Source organism: Mucilaginibacter ginkgonis (genome assembly GCF_009754905.2).
GTDB lineage: Bacteria > Bacteroidota > Bacteroidia > Sphingobacteriales > Sphingobacteriaceae > Mucilaginibacter > Mucilaginibacter ginkgonis.
In genome coordinates this window covers 779,551-801,658 of the sequence record NZ_CP066775.1, presented here as the reverse complement: position 1 = coordinate 801,658, position 22,108 = coordinate 779,551, and the positions used below count along the sequence as shown (strand labels likewise).

Annotated in this window: 21 protein-coding genes; 20 read left to right on the top strand and 1 reads right to left on the bottom strand. The window is 45.1% G+C overall.

The genetic code is table 11. The features are described 5' to 3' along the window. The first annotated feature begins 9 nt into the window (after positions 1-9). Positions 10-444, top strand: a complete 435-nt coding sequence (locus tag GO620_RS03645; protein WP_157526434.1) for an RNA polymerase sigma factor — start codon at positions 10-12, stop codon at positions 442-444. A gap of 10 nt (positions 445-454) precedes the next feature. Next, the gene (locus GO620_RS03640; RefSeq protein ID WP_183549007.1) at positions 455-2,491 is read left to right on the top strand and encodes a heavy metal translocating P-type ATPase; all 2,037 of its coding nucleotides are present in this window, start codon (positions 455-457) and stop codon (positions 2,489-2,491) included. 59 nt (positions 2,492-2,550) lie between these two features. Here GO620_RS03640 and GO620_RS03635 read toward each other — a convergent pair whose 3' ends face one another. Further along, positions 2,551-3,270, bottom strand: a complete 720-nt coding sequence (locus GO620_RS03635) for a TylF/MycF/NovP-related O-methyltransferase (protein ID WP_157526432.1) — start codon at positions 3,268-3,270, stop codon at positions 2,551-2,553. Positions 3,271-3,444: 174 nt separating this feature from the next. Here GO620_RS03635 and GO620_RS03630 point away from each other — a divergent pair, with 174 nt between their 5' ends. The 18 genes from GO620_RS03630 to GO620_RS03545 all read left to right on the top strand — a co-directional run bounded on the left by GO620_RS03630 (position 3,445) and on the right by GO620_RS03545 (position 22,099). Next, on the top strand, positions 3,445-5,679 hold the full coding sequence (locus GO620_RS03630; protein WP_157526430.1) for a heavy metal translocating P-type ATPase: 2,235 nt from the start codon (positions 3,445-3,447) through the stop codon (positions 5,677-5,679). A 10-nt stretch (positions 5,680-5,689) separates the two neighbouring features. Continuing rightward, positions 5,690-5,905 carry a heavy-metal-associated domain-containing protein gene (locus GO620_RS03625; protein WP_157526428.1) on the top strand — a complete coding sequence of 72 codons (216 nt, stop codon included), beginning with the start codon at positions 5,690-5,692 and terminating at the stop codon, positions 5,903-5,905. A gap of 105 nt (positions 5,906-6,010) precedes the next feature. After that, a complete protein-coding gene (locus GO620_RS03620; RefSeq protein WP_157526426.1) occupies positions 6,011-6,484 on the top strand; it encodes a hypothetical protein in 474 nt (157 codons plus the stop codon). Positions 6,485-6,553: 69 nt separating this feature from the next. Next, positions 6,554-7,117 carry a helix-turn-helix domain-containing protein gene (locus GO620_RS03615; protein ID WP_157526424.1) on the top strand — a complete coding sequence of 188 codons (564 nt, stop codon included), beginning with the start codon at positions 6,554-6,556 and terminating at the stop codon, positions 7,115-7,117. 10 nt (positions 7,118-7,127) lie between these two features. After that, entirely contained in the window at positions 7,128-9,875 is a 2,748-nt protein-coding gene (locus tag GO620_RS03610) for a multicopper oxidase domain-containing protein (RefSeq protein WP_157526422.1), read from the top strand. Between the two features lie 36 nt (positions 9,876-9,911). Beyond that, positions 9,912-10,577, top strand: coding sequence for a DUF305 domain-containing protein (locus GO620_RS03605; protein WP_157526420.1), 666 nt, complete (start codon positions 9,912-9,914; stop codon positions 10,575-10,577). A 27-nt stretch (positions 10,578-10,604) separates the two neighbouring features. Next, the gene (locus tag GO620_RS03600) at positions 10,605-11,222 is read left to right on the top strand and encodes a DUF305 domain-containing protein (protein ID WP_157526418.1); all 618 of its coding nucleotides are present in this window, start codon (positions 10,605-10,607) and stop codon (positions 11,220-11,222) included. Positions 11,223-11,254: 32 nt separating this feature from the next. Further along, a complete protein-coding gene (locus tag GO620_RS17355) occupies positions 11,255-11,596 on the top strand; it encodes a four-helix bundle copper-binding protein (RefSeq protein ID WP_317198312.1) in 342 nt (113 codons plus the stop codon). Between the two features lie 71 nt (positions 11,597-11,667). Then, complete coding sequence (locus GO620_RS03590) at positions 11,668-12,120, top strand: DUF305 domain-containing protein (RefSeq protein WP_157526414.1); 453 nt, start codon at positions 11,668-11,670, stop codon at positions 12,118-12,120. Positions 12,121-12,259: 139 nt separating this feature from the next. Continuing rightward, a complete protein-coding gene (locus tag GO620_RS03585; protein WP_157526412.1) occupies positions 12,260-13,510 on the top strand; it encodes a hypothetical protein in 1,251 nt (416 codons plus the stop codon). 72 nt (positions 13,511-13,582) lie between these two features. Continuing rightward, positions 13,583-13,996 (top strand): hypothetical protein, encoded by a 414-nt coding sequence (locus tag GO620_RS03580; RefSeq protein ID WP_157526410.1) that lies wholly within the window; start codon positions 13,583-13,585, stop codon positions 13,994-13,996. A 72-nt stretch (positions 13,997-14,068) separates the two neighbouring features. Then, entirely contained in the window at positions 14,069-14,569 is a 501-nt protein-coding gene (locus GO620_RS03575) for a DUF3347 domain-containing protein (protein WP_157526409.1), read from the top strand. Positions 14,570-14,641: 72 nt separating this feature from the next. Beyond that, on the top strand, positions 14,642-15,223 hold the full coding sequence (locus tag GO620_RS03570; protein ID WP_157526407.1) for a DUF3347 domain-containing protein: 582 nt from the start codon (positions 14,642-14,644) through the stop codon (positions 15,221-15,223). A gap of 6 nt (positions 15,224-15,229) precedes the next feature. Further along, a complete protein-coding gene (locus GO620_RS03565) occupies positions 15,230-15,685 on the top strand; it encodes a heme-binding domain-containing protein (protein ID WP_166584878.1) in 456 nt (151 codons plus the stop codon). A gap of 10 nt (positions 15,686-15,695) precedes the next feature. Beyond that, positions 15,696-18,449: a multicopper oxidase domain-containing protein gene (locus GO620_RS03560; RefSeq protein ID WP_157526403.1), complete on the top strand. Its 2,754-nt coding sequence runs from the start codon at positions 15,696-15,698 to the stop codon at positions 18,447-18,449. 12 nt (positions 18,450-18,461) lie between these two features. Further along, complete coding sequence (locus GO620_RS03555) at positions 18,462-20,561, top strand: heavy metal translocating P-type ATPase (protein ID WP_243749165.1); 2,100 nt, start codon at positions 18,462-18,464, stop codon at positions 20,559-20,561. Between the two features lie 799 nt (positions 20,562-21,360). Next, positions 21,361-21,729: a hypothetical protein gene (locus GO620_RS03550; RefSeq protein ID WP_157526399.1), complete on the top strand. Its 369-nt coding sequence runs from the start codon at positions 21,361-21,363 to the stop codon at positions 21,727-21,729. Between the two features lie 121 nt (positions 21,730-21,850). Further along, entirely contained in the window at positions 21,851-22,099 is a 249-nt protein-coding gene (locus GO620_RS03545) for a heavy metal-binding domain-containing protein (RefSeq protein WP_157526397.1), read from the top strand. The last annotated feature ends 9 nt before the right edge of the window (positions 22,100-22,108 follow it).

Sequence of the window (22,108 nt, the reverse complement as noted above, 5' to 3'; positions counted from 1 at the left end):
GAAAAGATCATGGAAACGATTGTAATTGCAGATGATGTCATATTGAAGGATTTAGTAAACGAGAAAACACGCCGGAAGGCTTTCGGCCAGTTGCTCGCTAAATATCAGCAGCAGATTTACTTCTTTATCCGTCACCAGGGCCTGGATCACGAGGATACTGACGAGGTCACACAGGACGTATTTCTGACGATCTATAGAAACGTTAGTGCATTAAAACTATTGGATGAACTCGACTGGATCATCTACGGGTTCGCAGCGGAAGCCTGTAAGAAGTATTTTAAATTGAAGCCCCTGGAAGAATGGCTCCCAACAATGACCGCTCACCTGAAACAAAAAGGTTTCAGTTTTAAGAACATCGCATTCAGGCTCGAATTACCGCTAAAAGAGGTCAAGTACGCTTATCATACGTTCCTGTCGAAACAAACAGCGGTGCAAAACGCTTAACTACCATATCATGAAAGAAGAACAAGAAAACCAGGTACGGCAAGAACAATTCAAATCGGATGAACATTTAGCCAATACCTCGGGCGCTGAAAAAGAGGCCCATGAGGCTGACCAACATGCCGCGTCTGAACACGATCATGATGACGAAGATGAATCTTTAGATCTTACGAAAGCACCGGCAGAGGAAGAAACCTGGCTGAGCCATTGGCCGCTGCTTACCGCGCTGCTTATTTTGATCGTCATGCTGACGCTCGAATATGGGTTTAAGTACCAACCGCCATTTCCCGTCAATCTGATCATTTTTTTGATTGCATTCGGGTTGGCTGGCTACAATGTTTTGGCTATGGCCTGGCGCAAGGCAAAGCATTTTGATTTTTTCAATGAGTTTTTCTTAATGAGCGTAGCGACCATCGGTGCTTTCAGCATTGGTTCCTACAGTGAGGGCGTTGCCGTAATGGTTTTCTATTCCATAGGCGAATGGTTTCAGGATGCTGCCGTGAATAAAGCAAAGAAAAGCATTAAGGCGTTGTTGGATATCAGGCCGGATAAGGTAACTGTTATGCGTGGCGGTAAGCCAACTGAAACAGACCCGAAAACTGTTAAGGTGGATGAGGTCATTCAAGTGAAAGCAGGTGAAAAAGTTGCGCTGGATGGTGAACTTTATTCAGATGCCGCCAGTTTCAACACCGCAGCCTTGACCGGTGAGAGTAAACCGGATACTAAACGTAAGGGCGAAAAGGTACTTGCGGGTATGATCAATTTGGACAAAGTGAGCGAGGTACAGGTCAAGGCGCTGTTTAAAGACAGTAAGCTCAGCCAGATACTGGAAATGGTGCAGGATGCGACCGCCCGTAAATCTCAAACGCAGCTTTTTATCAGCCGCTTTGCTAAAATTTATACACCGATAGTCTTTGCACTGGCCTTGTTGGTATGCTTTGCACCCTACTTTTTTACAGACCCTTATAACTTTCATCAATGGTTTTATCGGGCATTGGTGTTTTTAGTGATCAGCTGCCCTTGTGCGCTGGTGGTTTCCATCCCATTGGGCTATTTTGGAGGCATTGGGCTGGCTTCAAGAAATGGTATTTTATTCAAAGGCTCGAACTTCCTGGACGTAATGACCAAGATCAACACCGTCATTATGGACAAGACCGGCACACTTACTAAAGGCGTGTTTAAAGTACAGGAAGTTGTTACCGAGAATTTTGATAAGAATGAACTGATCAGAACCGCCGCTGCTATCGAAGCCAATTCTACACACCCTATTGCCAAAGCCGTCGTTGAATATGCAGGTCAGCAGGAAGGTCAATTAAAGGCAGAAAACGTCGAAGAAATATCAGGTCATGGTTTGAAGGGAACAGTTAACGGCAAAACGGTACTTGCCGGGAATGCCAAGCTGCTCAAAAAGTTTAATATAAGTTATCCTGCTGACGTAGATAATTTGGTTGACACCGTTGTGGTACTGGCCGTTGATGATAAATATGCGGGTTATATCACGATTGCTGACGAAATTAAGGAAGATGCAAAAGAGGCAATTGAGCGAATGCATGCTTTAAAATTGCAGACCGTCATGTTATCAGGGGACAAACAGGCGGTAGTAGATAAAGTTGCTAAGGCACTTGGCATCGATAAAGCTTTTGGTGATCTGTTACCAGACGGAAAAGTGGAAAAAGTACAAGGGTTCAAAAATGCGGGCAGTCGTATCGCTTTTGTCGGTGATGGAGTGAATGATGCGCCGGTAGTTGCGCTTGCTGATGCCGGCATTGCGATGGGCGGCTTAGGCAGTGATGCGACGATAGAGACAGCGGATATTGTAATTCAGAACGATCAGCCTTCTAAACTTACCTCCGCGATTGAGATCGGCAGGATTACTAAACGGATCGTATGGCAAAACATAACCATTGCCATGGTGGTAAAGGTCATCGTTTTGGTTCTTGGTGCTGGTGGTGTCGCTAATCTGTGGGAAGCAGTGATCGCAGATGTAGGTGTCGCTTTGCTGGCCATTTTAAATGCGGTGCGGATTCAGCGGATGACGTTGCATGAGTGAATGCAGGCGAACAAAGCAAAGTTTCACAGCGCTATTGGCGTTCGCTTAAAGTTCTTTCTTTAAGCCTTTCGGAAATAGGCATGGTTATATTGGTTACCCCAAAGGCAAACGATCTTTTCCGGCTTGTCCGCAAAAAATTCATCATAGGCCAATTTAACACCGGGATTGATATCAAGGCCTTCAGCACCTGCTTCGGCATCATAATAATCCATCAGGATACAAATAGCATTCTTGCTCATGCGTGGATAAATGCTTTCGAAACAATGGAGCATCACCGCTTTGTGTTCCAACTTGTCGCCACCAAAACCGCAATCAATATGAACAAACGCGATCTCCGCAGGTAACTCGTTCGGTAACGTGGTTTTAAAATCACCCTTATGAACAATGGGCTGCTTCAGTTTGGCCTTTTCAAAATTGGCTTTCAGTTGTTCCTCAACACTTCCTTTAACAGTGAAGGTGGCGAAAAAGCTGTCGTACAAATGAAGCTGTTTTGAAGAAGCGTTTAATTCAATCACTTTTTCAAAAATAAGCGCGCATTGACCTGTGAAGCAACCTAACTCTACAACATCACCCGCAACTCCGTTGAAGATCACGGAATCTAATAAGTGATAATAATTGATGCGCTGTTCAGGCGTATTCATATCTACATTGGTATCCAATTGTTTAACCTGGTAACCGGTACGCATGAACCGCAGTCCTTTGTTAACGAAATCTACCAACGCTGACCGTTTCAATTCATTTACGGCATACGGCTGTTTGACCAGGAAGTAATTGTCCATGAGGTTATAAGTTTACAAGGTGTTTAGACAATAGTTTAAACTATCAACCAATATTCAATAATAGTAAAATTGTGGCAAACGCTGAAACTTAAACGGTATTCTGTAAAATTTCCGCATAATCCTGTAACGCAAATTTTCGGTGGCCCCGTAATTTTGTACCATAAATAAAGAATAATGGCAGCGCAATCGATCACCACAATTACTTTTCCCGTTACCGGCATGACCTGTGCAGGCTGCGCATCAAGCGTTGAATCAATGCTCGGCGCACAAAACGGTGTTGAGCAAGCGGCTGTGAACTTTGCAACGCAAACCGTAAAGGTCGAATTTCACCCTGAAATCGTTGCACCAGAAGTGTTAAAACGTTCATTACAGTCGGTAGGTTACGACCTGCTCATAGATACAGCTAACGGTAAAGAACAGCAGGAACAAATCCGGGAAACTCACTACCGTGCATTAAAGAGAAATATCCTATGGGCTGGTGCCCTTACCTTACCCGTAGTGATCATCGGTATGTTCTATATGGACATGCCTTATGCCAATTACATCATGTTATTGCTGACCGCGCCCGTGCTTTTTGTTGCAGGACGTAACTTTTTTATCGGGGCCTGGAAACAGGCAAAGCATGGACGCGCCAATATGGATACGCTGGTAGCTATGAGTACGGGCATTGCTTTCCTTTTCAGCGTCTTCAATACCGTTTACCCGGATTTCTGGCACAGGCAGGCCTTGCACCCGCATGTATATTACGAGGCGGCCTCGGTTGTCATTGTCTTTATCATGCTGGGAAAATTGCTCGAAGAACGGGCAAAATCCAACACGTCTTCCGCTATCAAAAAGCTAATCGGACTCCAGCCAAAGACTGTTTTACTGATCACTCCGGCAGGTGAAAAGGTTATGCCGGTAGAAGAAGTCAGGGTTGGTGACTTGTTGCTGGTACGCCCTGGTGAAAAGATCCCCGTCGATGGTACGGTACAGGAGGGTCATTCCTATGTCGATGAAAGCATGATCAGTGGCGAACCTGTCGCTGTAGCAAAGCAAAGCGGCGACCCGGTTTTCGCGGGCACGATCAATCAAAAAGGCAGTTTTCAGTTCCGTGCTGAAAAAGTCGGCAGTGAAACGCTCCTCGGACAGATCATTAACCTTGTACAGGAGGCGCAGGGCTCTAAAGCGCCGGTTCAAAAACTGGTCGATAAAATTGCAGGTATATTCGTGCCGGTCGTAATGCTGATCGCGCTGATAACATTAGGTGCCTGGCTGCTATTCGGCGGTCAGCAAGCCTTAACGCAAGGGCTTTTGGCAATGGTGACGGTGCTGGTGATCGCCTGTCCTTGTGCGCTTGGCCTGGCTACGCCCACCGCTGTAATGGTCGGTATTGGCAAGGGCGCTGAAAATGGCATCCTGATCAAAGACGCGGAAGCACTTGAAATCGGTTATCAGGTGAATGCAGTCGTGCTGGATAAGACAGGGACGATCACGGAAGGCAAACCAGTAGTAACAGACCTGATCTGGGCGAATCAGGCGGCTGGTAAAGAAAATCCCTTAGCTGCAATACTGTTATCACTCGAACAGCAATCGGAACATCCACTTGCGACAGCAGTTGTAGCCTACTTAAAGGAGCAAAACACGGGAACTGTAGCGTCGAACTATTTTCACAGTCTCACCGGTCAGGGAATTGAAGGCATGTTCGACGGACAGCCGTTCTATGCCGGTAACCTGAAACTCGTAGATTCCTGTAAAACCAACTTGCCTGATGAACTTCGTGTTGCGGCAGAAGCACTATCTGGTTGGGGTAAAACGGTCATCTATTTCGCTTCACATCTTTCTGTACTGGCGATTGTTGCCCTGCAAGACCGGGTGAAAATTACTTCTGCCCAAGCGATTGCCGAATTACAAGGCAGTGGTATCACGGTCTATATGCTCACCGGTGACCACGCGGTTACTGCTGCACATATCGGTAAAGAGGCCGGTATCACTGAAATTATTGCAGGTGCTTTACCGGCCGACAAAGCGGAGTTTGTGAAGACCTTGCAAAGCCAGGGCAAAATAGTCGCGATGGTAGGTGATGGCATCAATGACAGCCAGGCGCTGGCACAGGCTAACCTTTCTATAGCAATGGGCCATGGTTCGGACATCGCCATGGATGTAGCTAAGATCACGCTCGTCTCTTCCGATCTCTTACAGATACCCAAAGCACTTAAACTGTCCCGGCTCACTGTTCGTACAATTCGGCAAAATCTGTTCTGGGCATTTATCTATAACCTCATCGGCATTCCGCTGGCTGCCGGCATATTGTATCCGTTCAACGGCTTCCTGCTTAATCCCATGATCGCGGGTGCAGCTATGGCCCTTAGTTCTGTATCGGTGGTCAGCAACAGCCTTCGGCTTAAATATTCAAAAATTAACATATAGCATAAAAACAATGGAAACTCTAAAATTCAAGACCACCATCAAATGTGGTGGCTGCATAGCAACGGTAACCCCGGTACTTAATAATTTGGACGGCGTACAAAAATGGGAGGTCGATACGGCTAACCCTGATAAGGTACTGACTGTAGATACAAATAAAGGTTTGAATCCTAATGAAGTGATTAGCGCATTGAAGGCCAAAGGCTTTCAGGCAGAAGTCATCAAATAAACCGATATTTGTAAGAGCCGCACTGAAAGGCAGGAATAGCGCTTTGACTATTAAGAAAAAACGGTAGCTTTTAAACAAATGTAACTTTTTTGTGTATCTAATATAATGAGAAAATTCGGTGCCTTCGGCTTGGCTGCGTTTTACCTGTTGCTGACAACGGGTATGTTCGTATGCCTGGTTCACTGCGGTGCCGAATTTTTATTGGAAAAGTCGGGCCACGAATTAACGGCGCTTGCGCTTGATGACCATATGGGCGATGGCCACGATGAAGAATCTCTTGCCGGACATGATAGCGACCATCATGAGGACAAAGAACATGGACACAAAAAATCTTGTGGTGAAGGTAAAGATTGCAGTTGCTGTAACCAGCACGGCAATTATGTGATCAAAGAAAACTCTTCCGCTTCGCTGGAATTTCAACTGAGCGCATTACAGGTCGCCGTGATTTTTTTACCTTATGATTCAGCAGCGCCTGTTCGGGGCATTTATGAGGCTAAAGTATCCTGGTTAAACGCCACGGGGCCGCCGCGGTCGGCTGTACAGCCTTTATTTCTTAAATACCGTTCTCTTCTGATCTGATTCAAGCATTGCCGCATTTCTGCGGCCTGAAGTAGTATTGCCTTCACTTTCTTTAGCTTGAATTAAAACATGACATTATATATTAAAAATATGGTTTGCGACCGCTGCATTATGGTCGTTAAACAACAACTGGAAAATTTAGGTTTCCGCGTCACTGCAATTGCTCTAGGCAGCGCGGATGTACAGCCTGAGCCGGATGCCGTTCAATTAAGTGCTGTTTCCTCCGCTCTGAAGCTGCTTGGCTTCGAACTGATTGACAATGAAAAAGACCGCGTTGTGCAGCGCATCAAAGACCTGATCATTGAAAAGGTCCATCACAGCGACCTTGCCGACAATCGCCTTAGTTTTTCAGATTACCTGTCCGATCAGGTTCATAAGGATTATACCTACCTCAGCCGGATGTTCTCGGAATCCGAGGATACCACCATAGAAAAATTCATTATTCAGCAAAAGATCGAAAAAGTGAAAGAACTGCTGGAGTACGGTGAACTCAACATGAATGAGATCGCCTGGAAAATGGGCTACAGCAGCAGCGCCCATTTGTCCACACAGTTCAAAACCATAACCGGGTTAACGCCGAGCCAGTATAAATCCTCCGATCAGCTGCCCAGAAAATCATTAGATAAGGTATAAAGCATTTGTTATGAAAAACCTGAAGACAGTACTCCTAATAAGTTATCTCTGCGTGACTTTGGTTGCCCATGCCCAACAACATGAAATGCCCGGTATGAACATGAATTCATCGCAGAAAAATCAGCCTGAAAAATCAAAAATTTCGCAAACAAACCCGAAAACGAAAGCGAGTACGGCGCAAAAGCGATCGAGGAAAAGAACGGCGAACAGGAAAGGTGTGGGTAGCATGATTGGAATGAAAATGAACCATTCCGATAGTGGTATAATGCCCGGAAGAAAAATGCCGGAAAAGTCCGCTGCAAATAGCATGCAAAATATGGACATGTCTGAGCCAGCACATGGAATGAGTATGGGAACAGGCAGCATGCCGGGCATGAAGATGACCGCACAGCCGGCGAATCCAGGCGATACCATTAAAAGTACGTCATCCACACTAAATGATCACCTTATTCATGCAGGCAAACGGGTATATTATGATCTTAATATCGGCGATACCATAGTTAACTACACCGGTAAGCGCGTCAAAGCCCTGGCTATTAACGGCCAGATACCAGGCCCTGTTTTAAGATTTACGGAAGGTGACACGGCTTATATCCGTATCCATAACCACCGAAAAACTACAACATCTATCCACTGGCACGGCTTGCTCGTACCCAATAAATACGATGGCGTACCTTACATCAGTACCGTGCCCATAGAACCAGGCACGACGTTTACGAACGTCATACCCATCCGTCAGACCGGTACCTACTGGTATCATACTCACACCGAGTTAGACGAGCAGGCTGGCCTATACGGCCCTATTGTGATACAGCCGCAGGTTCGCAAAGATAATTACCCGGAACAGGTCTTTATGTTGTCCGATTGGACCGATTACCGGCCAAAAGAGGTTTTAAGAATGCTTAAGCGGGGCAGCGACTGGTTCTCTATCCAGCGGGGCAGCGTACTGAGCTATGGCGGAGCTATAGAAAAGGGTTACCTGAGCGACAAATTGAAGCTGGACTGGATGCGTATGCCAGCGATGGACCTTGTGGATGTAAAATATGACCGTTTTCTGGCCAACGGGCAAGGCAATCAGGATTTTACACGGTTCAAGGCTGGGGAAACCGTGAAGATGCGCATCATTAATGGTTCAGCGTCCAGTTACTTCTGGCTTAATTATGCAGGCGGGTCAATGACCGTGATAGCTGCGGATGGCTTAGCTGTAAAGCCAGTTCAGGTCGATAAAATTTTAATTGGAACAGCTGAGACTTATGACGTGCTCATTAAGATACCTGCCTCCGGTAAATATGAATTCCGGGCCACGGCGCAGGATATTACCGGAAAAGTTTCGGCATGGTTTGGTAGCGGCAAAGAATTTAAAACCACGGACATTCCAAAAGTGCCCTATTACCGGTTTACCCATACTTTCAATCAAATGATGGGCATGATGAATATGCCCATGAACTCCGTTCCGAATTCCAAAGTAAAAAACGACGGTCTCGAGTTTTCAAAAAGTGATGGGATGATGAAGATGGGAAATATGAAGATGAATGGACAAGATCCCAGTCGTCAAAATATGCAGAAAATGAACATGCCCGGAATGAAGATGGATCAAATGTCCGGAATGGCCTCCGATAGTTCAAAGAATGGAAAGCAAGATAAGGAAAAAACGCCGGGTATGGCCATGCAGCCGGGAATGGACGATATGAACATGGGTGGGATGGCTATGAAAATGAAAGATGATGGGAAAGGAACGCCTATGGGGCCCGGCCAATCCATGCTGCTGGGTTTAGGCGGGAAAGGAAAAATTCTAAGCTATGATATGCTGGAGGCTAATTCTACTACAGCCATTGAAGGAAAACACACTGTTCGAACCTATCATTTATATCTTACTGGCAGCATGCTACGTTACACCTGGTTTATCAATAATAAACCGCTATCAGAAGCAGACAGGTTACTAATCAGGAAAGGAGAAATTGTCCGCTTTGTGTTTCATAATACGACGATGATGGAACACCCGATGCACCTGCACGGACATTTTTTTCGTGTACTGAATGCTAAAGGCGATTCCGCACCACTTAAACATACGGTGAGTATTGAACCGATGAAGGTACAAACGATAGAGTATCTGGCCGACGAAGCACACGACTGGTTTTTCCATTGCCACACACTTTATCACATGATGTCAGGTATGGCAAGGGTGGTACGTTATGAAGATTCGCCAAGTAACCCTGATGTAGCGAAATATCAGCCGAACAACCCGGTAATTAATGATGACCGGCAGTTTTACACCTGGGCGCAGCTGTCCTTTCATTCTCAGACCAACACCGGAAGCATCTTTGTCTCCAATACCCGTTATGAGTTCAATGCAAACTACCGTGCGAGCTACGATGGAAGATACGAATTTGAACCGCGCGCGGAACGTTACCTGGATAACCCGCAATACCTTGCGGCTTATATCGGTGGAAGCTTTGAAAAAAACACGAAGGGTGGCCGGTTCACACAGTATAGTGAAAATAGTGCAGTTGTAGGCTTAAGATACTTGTTGCCGCTATTTATACAAACGGATGCACGCGTCAGCTCAAAAGGAAAGTTCCGATTTGCTTTGAGCAGGGAAGACATCCCGCTTTCCAGCAGGCTTTATCTTGGTGCGTCTTATAATACTGACAAGGAATTCCAAATGGATACGCGGTATGTGCTCACCAAATATTTTGCGTTATCACTCAGTTACGATAACCAGTACGGCTTTGGAGGGGGCCTTACTGTCATTTACTAATTCAAACGCATTAAATTTTAATAATCAATAATATCTATGAAAACATCAATTGTAATGATTCCACTTTTTGCGCTAGGCGCAACAGGAATGAACGCCGAAATGGCAATGAACGGCCGATTAATGAGCAGCCACTACTATCCAACGACGGATGTATCAATGTTAGCTCAAATGCAAGGCGACCCGCTTATGGAAGCAATGAATAAAATGATGAAGGAGATGCATGCTCAGCAGATGAAGGGTAATATCGACCTTGATTTTGCAACTATGCTCAGAATTCACCACATGGGCGCAATTGACATGGCCAAGGTGGAAGTGCAGCAGGGTAAAGATGCCGTAATGAAAAGTTTGGCACAAAAAATAGTGGACGCGCAAACTAAGGAGGTTACAGAGCTTGATCAATTAATCCCTACCCTACAAAGCGGAAATAAAAATTATGATCCGGCCAATAAAAATTCAGGTGCGGGTAAGGCTATGAGTGACAATATGATGGCGATGATGAAAACTGGGAACATGTCCATGTCTTCCATAGATCATGAATTTGCAGATATGATGACCAAGCACCACAAAGACGGGTTGATAATGGCGAAAAGCATCTTAGCAAATGCAAAAAATGGCAAGCTCCGATCGATGGCTCAAAAATCCATTCCTGAACAAACCAGTGATATCAGTAAAATGGAACATTGGATGCAATCACATAAATAAATAAGGGGATAACTAAAAACTGAAACCATGAAAAACGTAATAAAATTGACCTGGCTACTGGTTATCGCAGGCTTTTTTGCTGCCTGTACGAAAGACAACAATGAAATCAAAATTCAGAATCACGATCAGGATCAGATGATGAGCATTATGCATCAAATGATGTCGAAAATGGATACCATGAAGATGACGAAAGATCCCGACAACGATTTTGCTATGATGATGCGCATGCACCATCAGGGCGCAATTGATATGGCCAATCTCGAACTGAAAAGTGGCAGCGATGCAACAATGAAACAAATGGCCCAATCTATTATGACCAGCCAACAAGCAGAAATAACGCAGCTTACCGCCTTTCTCGCCTCACATCCACCTCATACCAACGATCCTGATTTTGATACCATGCAGATGGATAACATGAAAAAAGCAGGAAAACAGGCGGATTTGCAGATCATAAACGGGGACATCGACCACGACTTTGCTATTCTAATGATCGGCCACCATCAAAGTGCAATTGAAAACGCTCGTCTCGAACTTCTGCATGGGCAGGAACAGCGTATGAAAACGATGGCTACCAATATTATCGATGCACAAATGAAGGAAATAGATCAGTTCCAGGACTGGCTATTGGCCAGGGGCAATAAATAATGTAATTCACTAAGTTTATAACTATAAAACAAATGATTATGTCACATCAAAAATTTCAGGATTGTATCGATGAGTGTGTTGCCTGTGCAGTGGCTTGCAGCCATTGTGCAACTTCATGCCTTCAGGAAGAGGATATTAAGATGATGTCCCGTTGTATCCAATTGGATTTAGAATGCGCGGCAATATGCCGGGCTGCAGCAGAGGTCATGAGTTTGGGAAGCGGGTTCAGTGCACACTTGTGCAGGGTCTGTGCAGATGTTTGTAAAGCGTGCGGAGATGAATGCGCCAAGCACGATATGGAGCATTGTCAGGCTTGTGCGGAAGCTTGCCGCAAATGCGCCGAAGCTTGTGAGGAGATGGCAACTGCCGCTTAATCAACAAATTCAGCCATTGCCCCGTTTCGGGGCAATGGCTATTTAATTCTTTAATCAAAATTTACCAAAAAATGGAAAAAGGAAATTATAAAAAATTCGTCTTGATGCTGTTGGCATCCTACATCGTCATGTACGCCATCATGTACCTGGACGATGACCAAATTGACCATATTTATCTTAATATGACGCGGTTTTATATGACGCTCATCATGATCAGCGCGATGGCTCTCATCATGCTTGCCATGATGCGGATGATGTACCAGAATAAAAAGCTCAATGCGATCATTGTTATTTCCAGCGTCGCTGTTTTTGGGTTAGCACTGACAGGCGTTCGTACACAGGCCGGTATTGGTGACGTACAATACATGAAAGGGATGATCCCGCACCATTCCATTGCCATTATGACCAGTAAACATGCCAACATCAAAGATCCGGAAGTGAAAAAACTATCCCGTGACATTATTGATGCACAGGAAAAGGAGATTGCTGAAATGAAGCAGATTCTAAGTAGAATGGAAAAATAAATATCCGCAAAGGAAATTATCAATAGGAATATGAGTCGAGTGAAGAAAACATTGGTCTGGCTTTTTAAAGTGCTTTTCGTAAAAAAATGCTGTAGATAACATCTTCTCGCTTTTATAGTATATTAGTTTTTTTTAATACATGAGCGATCACTTATTATCTATAATTCATCAGTATAAAAATGATCAGGAATCAGTTTACAATACCTGGTTTATCAATAATGAAGAACGCTTAAAAGCCTTCCGCTCGATCCGGCGGGGTGTATTGCAAGTGATCGAAGACATCAAAAGCAAGCGTTTCGGGAACGATTTTAAAGGCAGTTCCCTGGAATTTGTGCTGTCCTGCATTACGGAACAAAAGCAGGTTTTCGAGGGCGCTTCGCATCCCTTTTACTGGAAGCCCAAATTGAGAATTCCTGATATCTACGAAAATCAGTCGAATAAGATCGCTTTCGGGCAATTCCTGGAAAATTGCATCCATGCAAAAAATGAAGAGCAGGTGGTTAAAGAGATTGAAAAATTGGATGCGCTTAAGATCAAAGGCCTGGGGCCTGCGGTAGCGAGTATCCTGTATTTCCTGCACCCCACCTGGATACCGCCGTTCAATACCGCGATCATCAATGGGTTCAATTACCTTTTTAAGGACAAAAAAAAATTAGGCAGTTGGGGCGAATACCTGAAGATCAGGGAGGTCATTATGGACATGAACCGCCAACATTGCAATGAATTATCGCTTGACACCGGTGCGTTCTCTGGATTGCTATTTGAGATCGGCACCCAAAAACTGCTTTTAGGAAAAGATGAATACCTTTCAGAGACCGAGCGTAACCGGTTGGAAAAACTCATTGAAAAACGTCATAAAGAAAAGCGTGCGGAAACTGCCGATGAACATCTTCACAATGAAATGCAGTTCCATCTGCTAAAGATCGGGCATGCACTCGGCTACGATGTGATCGCCGCCTCTAACGACCGCTCTAAAGAGTGGAACGGAAATAAGTTCACCTTTATTTCGCTGGCCAACTTCCCCCCGTTAGTTTTGGACAAAGAGGTACTGAACACCGTTAAGTTGATCGACGTTCTTTGGTTCCAAAAAGGCACCCCTAAAGTCATCGCCGCGTTTGAAGTGGAGAAAAGCACAAGTATCTATTCCGGGATACTGCGGCTGACCGATCTGAGTTGCAGCCTGAATAGCAAGGAGGAAGTATTATATCTCGTGGTGCCTGACCAACGCGAAAAAGATGTTGTTATGCAGCTTACCAGGCCATCGATCCGGCAAGGGAATATGGAAATGAAATACATTTGCTTTTCTGACCTTCGGCAGCATTGTGACGCGCTGTGCAAATTTGGCGACGATCATTCCATTATGCAGAAGATTGCAAAGGAAGCAGTGTAATGTTCGTAGCCTATAAAATATTGACGGAATTATATAAATGTTATTGCTAATGGTTTTTTAGTTTTGTATAGGATGAAAAGTAAAGCGCTTTTGTTACTCTTTATATTTATGCTGAATACCGTTGCCGGGTTTAGCTGCGCTTTACATATGTCCCACGATAACCATCACGAAGCTGTCGAAAGTCATGAACACCATCATGCTGCCGTTAAACACACGCATCGTCAACTGCTTCCCGGACAAACTACGATAGGCACTGATGAACCTTGCTGCCAAAGCGCGGTAAATAACTTTATTTCATTGGCCAAGCTTGTCCCGTCGACCGACCACCTGGTCTTAAAAGCGCCACTGTTATATACCAGCGACAACCTCATATTTTCGTTGGTGCCTGATCCTGGCGTTATTATTATACCCCGTATCGTTATTGACGAGCGACAGCGTCCCCCGACAAGAAATATTTATATCATTCATCGCAGCCTGTTGATCTGATTACGATTAAGTTTAAACCGTTACATGGCGTAGCCATGCCCGAATTTTATACTTTATTTTAATTCTCAGATCATGAAAAAGACATTTTTACTGGTTGCCTTCATTGCAACTGCGTTTACACAACAACTTTTTGCCCAGGATGCGAAAACATCATCCCTTTCTTCTTTATTGTCCTCTTATTACGGCGTCAAAGACGCGCTTGTCACCTCAAACAGCCCGGACGCAGCCACTCATGCTACCGAGTTCCTGAAAGCGATCAATGGGGTCGATATGAAGACGCTGGACAAGCCGGAGATGGACACTTTTATGCTTTTACAGGAAAAGCTTGCCTTTGATGCGCGGCATATTTCGGAGAGCAAGGATATCGCCCATCAGCGGGAACACTTTGCCAATTTCTCGTTGAACTTCTTCAAACTGGCAAAAGCAGTAAAATTATCGGATAAGCCGGTTTATTATGCTTATTGCCCGATGAAGAAAAGCTATTGGCTTTCTGCTGAAGCTGCGATCAAGAACCCATACTACGGAAACCAAATGCTCACCTGTGGCAAGGTTACCGAAACCCTTAATAAATAAGTTTATCCATAAAGCTTAACCGGCAAATGTTGATCATTTGCCGGTCATTGCTCATTACAAAATTTAGACATCATGAAAAATTTAATCATAGTTAGCTTAGCCATCACCGCAGTTTCATTCACAGCTTGCAATAACAATAAATCCACATCAACCTCCACGGCTACTGATTCAACCAAAACGGCAAATACGCCAGGACAATCCGCTACTTCTTCAAAGCCTGCTACAGCGGTAAATGGCCTCGTTGGCAGTTATTTGGAATTGAAAAATGCGCTGGCGCAAGACAACAGTAAGGACGCTGCAACGGCTGGTAAAGCCCTCGCTGATGGTTTTGGAAAGTTTGATAAGTCCGCACTTTCAGCCACCCAGAAAAAATCTTTCGAGGACATTGCCGACGACGCGCATGAAATGGCCGAGCACATTGGCGAAAGCGCGGGAAAACTGCCGCATCAGCGTGAACACTTTGATATGCTGAGCAAAGATATGTATGATCTGGTCAAGCTTTTCGGTGCGGGACGGTCATTATTCGTCGATCATTGCCCCATGTATAATGATAAAAAAGGGGCGATCTGGCTAAGTGAAAGTAAAGAGATCAAAAACCCCTATATGGGTTCAGGCATGTCAACCTGCGGAAATGTGAAGGAAGAATTAAAATAAATGACCATGAACAGGACGGTTAAGATCATCGGATCAGGGGCGCTGCTGCTTGCTGCTATGCAATTTTTCCCGCGCGACCATAACCAAGGAAAAGCTCCTGCCGGTAAAACGATGGCAGAGGTTATCCAGGTTCCATCAAACGCTCAGGTCATATTGAAACGGTCATGTTATGATTGTCATAGCGATCATACCAACTATCCCTGGTACGCGCAACTGCAGCCAGTCCGATATATACTGGATGGTCATATCAGGCGCGGCAAAGATGAACTGAATTTTGACGAATTCGGTGATTACGCTGCCAGGCGGCAGCGAAGCCGCATAAGGGCAATCGGCGAAAGCCTGGAGGAAGGCGCTATGCCCTTGGGTTCCTATACAATGATACACCGTGATGCAATACTTACAAAAGAAGATAAGGCAACGTTGCTGAATTGGGCTAAAGAGACCAGCAGCACACTGCCGTAAAAGTTAAAAGATGAAAAATATAACACTTATGGTGCTGATACTTTTATTCGGGCAGATAGCGAAGGCTCAAACCGATATGCAGGGTATGCCGGGAATGCAGAAACAGCAGCAGGTCACTTATACCTGCCCTATGCATCCGGAAATCCATGACGCAAAACCTGGTAATTGCCCCAAATGCGGCATGAAGCTGGTTAAAGAAAAACCAAAGGCAGTTGCCCCAAAGACAGCCGCTAAAAACATGACACTAAAGGGAAAAAACCTGAAGGCGGATAACAAGCCGATGGAAAAAGCGCCTGCGGCAAGTGCTGTCAGTTATACATGCCCGATGCATCCTGATATTCATTCGGCCCAACCAGGCAACTGCCCCAAGTGCGGGATGAAACTGGTCAAAGAGCAACCAAAAGCTATAAATATGTCTGGACTGAACATGCCCGCAACGGACAGTGCGAAAACAGGTGGAAAAATGGAGGGTATGAAGATGGATGGTATGAAAATGAGCAGCGGACCGGCCGATATTCAAGCTGCAAAAGACCATTTAGGGTCTATCAAAACCATTAGCACTAAATATCCGCCCCGTACGGTTCGGTATGACCTTTTTATAGCCGACACTACCGTTACCTATGGTGGAAAACCAAAGCGTGCCATTGCCGTAAACGGCAGTATTCCCATGCCGACATTGACATTTACGGAAGGCGATACTGCGGAAATCTATGTTCACAACAAACTGAAAGAAGAAACCTCGCTGCACTGGCACGGACTGTTTCTACCCAACCGTTACGACGGAGTGCCTAACATGACCCAGATGCCGATCAAGCCGGGTGAAACGCATTTATATAAGTTTCCCATCAAACAACATGGCACCCATTGGTATCACAGTCATACCGGTTTACAGGAACAGATCGGCATGTACGGTGCATTTATCATGAATAAACGCCAGGAATGGGACATTCCGACCATTCCGCTGGTATTAAGTGACTGGACGAATATGAATCCCAAGGAGGTTCAGCGGAGCCTTCATGCCGCTACGGATTGGTTCGCCATCAAAAAGGGAACAACGCAAAGCTACCTCGAAGCGATAAGATCAGGCAACTTCAAAACGAAGGTTGCCAATGAATGGAAGCGTATGACCGCCATGGATGTGAGCGATGTATACTATGATAATTTTCTCATCAATGGAAAAAATCAAAATGAACAACCACAATTCAAAGCCGGTGATAAAGTGAGATTGCGCATCGCCAACGGTGGTGCTTCCTCTTATTTTTGGTTGAAGTATGCAGGTGGTAAAATGACCGTGGTTGCAACGGATGGCAATGACGTAGCGCCTGTTGAAGTCGACCGGCTGATCGTTGCAGTTTCCGAAACCTACGATGTGGTGGTGACCATACCGGAAAATAAAAGCTATGAATTCCTGGTCACCCCCGAAGACCGTACGAAGTCCGCGTCACTTTGGCTGGGCAAAGGCGATAAAGTTTATGCCGGTAAAATGCCAAAGCTGAAATACTTTGCCGGTATGAAAATGATGAATGATATGATGGACATGAATGGTAATATGGTACAGATGGATGGCATGACCATGCAAAACCAGATCATGGATATGAACACCGTCATGTACCCGGAGATTACCGGCGAGGAAAAACCAGCCGCTAAAAAAACAAAAGCTACCATGGCTGGAATGCAAATGGCAAATGACCAAAGCATGTCAGGCATGAATATGGCCGCTGAAAACCCGGACATCGTAACATTGAATTATAACATGCTTCGCGACCCTGGAAAGACCAGCTTGCCTGCGGGGCCGTGGCGGGAGCTAAAGTTTGACCTGACAGGAAATATGAACCGTTATGTCTGGACACTGGATAATAAGACGGTATCCGAGTCTGATAAGATCCTGATCAAAAAAGGCGAGAACCTGCGGATCATCCTCTACAATAATAGCATGATGCGGCACCCGATGCACCTGCACGGACATGACTTCAGGGTGCTCAACGGGCAGGGCGAGAATGCTCCTATGAAGAATGTCCTTGACATTATGCCGATGGAGAGGGACACGATAGAATTTGCGGCCAATGAGCCTGGTGGTGACTGGTTCTTCCACTGCCATATCCTTTACCACATGATGAGCGGCATGGGACGCGTATTCAGCTATGAGAACTCCCCGCCGAATCCTGATGTGCCTGATCCGAAGCTGGCGCAGCGCAAGCTCTTTTGGGACGACCAGATGCCACACCTAATGGGAAAAGTCGGATTGGAAAGCAACGGAACAGACGGACAGGTAATGCTGGGCAGTACACGCTGGAAAGCGATGACCATGTGGCATCTTGGCACGGATGCCATGATGGGTTACGAAAGTGAAACGACGGTGGGCCGTTATATCGGACGGAACCAATGGCTTTTTCCATATGTTGGTTTTGATTATCACTACAAGAAGTTTAACCCAGATGAAAAAAATATTTTTGGCAGCGATTATAAGAACCTGTTCGGTCAGGTGAGCAACAAGGAAAACCGCCACACGGTAGTCGCGGGTGTTGCCTATACCTTGCCCATGTTATTTGTGGCGGACATGCGGATTGACGGGAACGGCAAACTGCGTTTCCAGTTAGGACGTGAAGACATTCCGGTTGCGCAACGGCTGCGTATGTCATTAATGATCAACACGGATAAAGAGTATTCAGCAGGATTTCGGTATATTCTAACTAAATACTTTTCATTATCCACGCACTATGACAGTGATATGGGTCTCGGCGGGGGTTTGACGTTAACTTATTAAAACATTAGAGGAATGGAAAATCAACACGATCATCACGCCATGACAGGGCACCAACAACCTGCCCGTACACAGGCAAATTATAACGCTGAAGCTGGATCAATGGATCATGGTAAAATGCTTAAAGGTCATGGTCCAAATATGGGAATGGCTGGTCATGATCATCATGCGATGATGATCGCTGATTTTAGAAAGCGTTTTTATGTGGTACTGGTATTGACGGTTCCGGTGATGTTACTGTCTATGCAAATTCAGCAATGGCTGCATTTGGATTTTCGGTTCGGCGGCTCAGGCTACCTGCTTTTTGGCTTGTCAAGCATCGTTTTCCTTTACGGCGGCTGGCCATTTTTGAGTGGGTGGTTTAATGAATTAAAGGCTAAAAACCCCGGCATGATGACCCTGATCGGCTTTGCCATAACAGTAGCCTACATTTACAGCGCGGCAACGGTTTTCGGATTGAAAGGAATGGACTTCTTTTGGGAACTTACCACGCTGATCCTGATCATGCTGCTCGGGCACTGGATCGAGATGCGGTCGGTAGCGGGAGCTTCCAGGGAATTGGAGCTTTTAGTGCAACTCATGCCGGCAGAGGCGCACTTAATTAAAGGCAAAGACACGACCGAGATTAAAACAGAAACCTTAAAGACAGGAGACCTGATCCTGATCAAGCCAGGTGAAAAAATTCCCGCCGACGGGATTATCGAGGATGGCGAAAGCTATCTGAATGAATCCATGCTTACCGGTGAGGCTACACCCGTACAGAAAACTAAAGGACAGGACGTGATTGCCGGGTCGGTCAATGGCAACGGCTCTTTAAAGGTTAAAGTCACGCATAGCGGCGCAGATTCATATCTGTCCAAAGTAATAACCCTGGTCAAAAATGCACAGGACGCCAAATCAAACACCCAACTGCTGGCTGATAAGGCCGCCAAATGGCTAACCGTCATCGCCCTTATTGCGGGGCTTAGTACCTTTGCTTTTTGGCTTGCGGATGGCAAAGATCTGGCTTTTGCTATGGAAAGAATGGTAACAGTGATCGTGATCTGTTGTCCACATGCTCTGGGTCTCGCCGTGCCGCTTGTGGTAGCCAAGTCTACTTCGCTTTCTGCCCAGCACGGGTTGTTGATCAAAAACCGTACAGCATTTGAAAACTCCCGCAAGATCAGCACCATTGTTTTTGATAAAACAGGTACGCTGACCGTTGGAAAATTCGAGGTAGCCCGGGTGGTTGTTATAGATCATCAAAGTAATGACAAAAAGCAAAATGAAAACGAACTGTTGCGAACCGTAGCAGCGCTGGAACAAAATTCAGAACACCCGATTGCCACCGGAATCCTCGCCGAAATAAAAAAACGTTCATTAAGCATTCCCGAAGTAAAAGATTTTAAGGCGATCACCGGTCAGGGTATTGAGGCGTTGGTAGAAGGCAAGCAACTCAAAGTCGTCAGCCCCGGCTATTTAAAAGAACACGAATTTTCCGAACCTGAAGACTTTGTCGCTAACGGTAACGAAACAGTTGTCTTTGTCATCATCAATGAGATATTATATGGTTATATCGCATTATCGGATACCATTCGCCCGGAATCAGCTGACGCCATACAGACGCTGCATAACAATGGCATTAAATCATTGCTGTTAACAGGAGATAACCAAATGGTGGCGGAAAGCGTGAGCAACCAGTTAAAAATGGATGGTTTTTTTGCTGAAGTTCTGCCACATCAGAAGCTGGATAAAATCAAAGAATTGCAGCAAAAAGGTGAGTTTGTTGCCATGACGGGCGATGGCGTAAATGACGCCCCCGCGCTGGCGCAGGCAGATATTGGGATAGCCGTAGGCTCCGGCAGTGACATTGCAGCGGAAACTGCAGGTATTGTTTTGGTTAACAGTAATCCAAAGGATATTGTTAGCCTGATATTATTCGGAAAAGCGACTTATCGTAAAATGATTCAAAACCTGGCCTGGGCTACGGGTTATAATGTGGTCGCATTGCCGCTGGCGGCAGGCGTGCTGTATAATCAGGGGATTGTTTTGAGCCCGGCAGTGGGAGCCGTATTAATGACGGTCAGCACGGTTGTTGTGGCTATTAATGCCAGCTTGTTAAAAGTAAAGACTTAGTACAATACGATATAAATTTTTGTCCGAATAGTATAAAATAATAAAAGCGTACTTCCTTACCTTGTCGCAGTAATAACGTGAAATTTATTGCACTATCTTTAAAAAATAAAAGTTTAACACATAATGAAAGCGATCGCTGTTTTCCTCACCGTATGTATCTTGTTGGTATCCCCAATGTCGCGGATGGCAAATACTTTGCATACTCAGGTACATGCGTCCTGCTACAAAAAAAGTGCGTACAAGGCTTGCGGTAAGCATCAAAAGCAGGCTTCAGATAACAGTTGTTCCAAAGGTACCTGTAATGCAATGCTATCTTGCAGTGCCTGCGGGTTTAGGATTATTCAATCTGTTTCCCTTTCACCAGCAATCATTGATTTGCACGATCAGACTACCCGGTTTTTTGCTTTAGGTGAATTATCGGATTACCAGGACAACGACTGGAACCCGCCGAAAGTTTAATAGTTAAATCCGAACCCTGTTAATCTTAGATTGACAAATCGTTTTATTATTAATCTTAAATATTCAAATCATGAAAAAGTTTCTTTTCATCACGATGGTGATGCTATTATCTGTTATATCGATTACTTATGCCAATACTCCTTGCTGCAACAGCAAATTCACCTGTTCTAAATGCGCAAAAGGCTGCGGGCCAAACTGCAAGGATTATTGCAGTAAAACCTGTAAGGATTCCGGGGAATGCAAGACTAAATGTAAAGTGTAACTAAACCAAGAGCCGCCCCTTAGCCGGGCGGCTCTTGTTACCTGCCTTTAATTAAATAAAAAATTGTAATTTCGATTTGTGAAACGTACCGCACTCATATTTTTAACGGCGATTTATCTTTTATCCCTTGTGGGTATCGGAATAAGTCGTTTTTATTGCTGCGGTAAACTTGCTGGCATAACATTGACCCTTGCTTCAGCCGATCATTCAGATAAGGATAACTGCTGCAAACATGAAAGCAAAAGTTTTAAAATAAAGGATAGCCATGTGTCGGTGAACGCCACGGTGCTAAACCCAATCACACCGGCTATATTGCCGGAGCCTGCTTACGGGATTGCAGTTAACATCCTTTCGGAATCAGCCATTCGTACCGGTTACCAGGCGAACGCTCCTCCGGGAGACCCTGATATACCCATCTATACCCTCAACTGCGCCTACAGGATTTGACCTGTACTTTTCATAGCCATACAATCCTGTACCGGCTATAATTCAATTAGAATCCATCTTAATTCATAATTAACGCATTGGCTTTGCCTGTGCTATTTATTCATTTTCAATTTTTTAACACATGAAAAAAGTAATGCTGATGGCTGTTGCCATCCTGTTTTCTGCCACGACCGTTTTTGCTTCCAATGGCACCAATGCTGTTTCAGACACGACTAAAACTAAAAAGGTAAAGCCTGCCCCAAAAGTGCAGTACACCTGCACCATGCACCCGGAAGTGCTGAGTGATAAACCCGGCAAATGCCCGAAATGTGGTATGACCCTGGTTAAAAAGACCGATAAAAAGAAACCGGCAGAAAAAATGAAAATGTAATTCATTCAA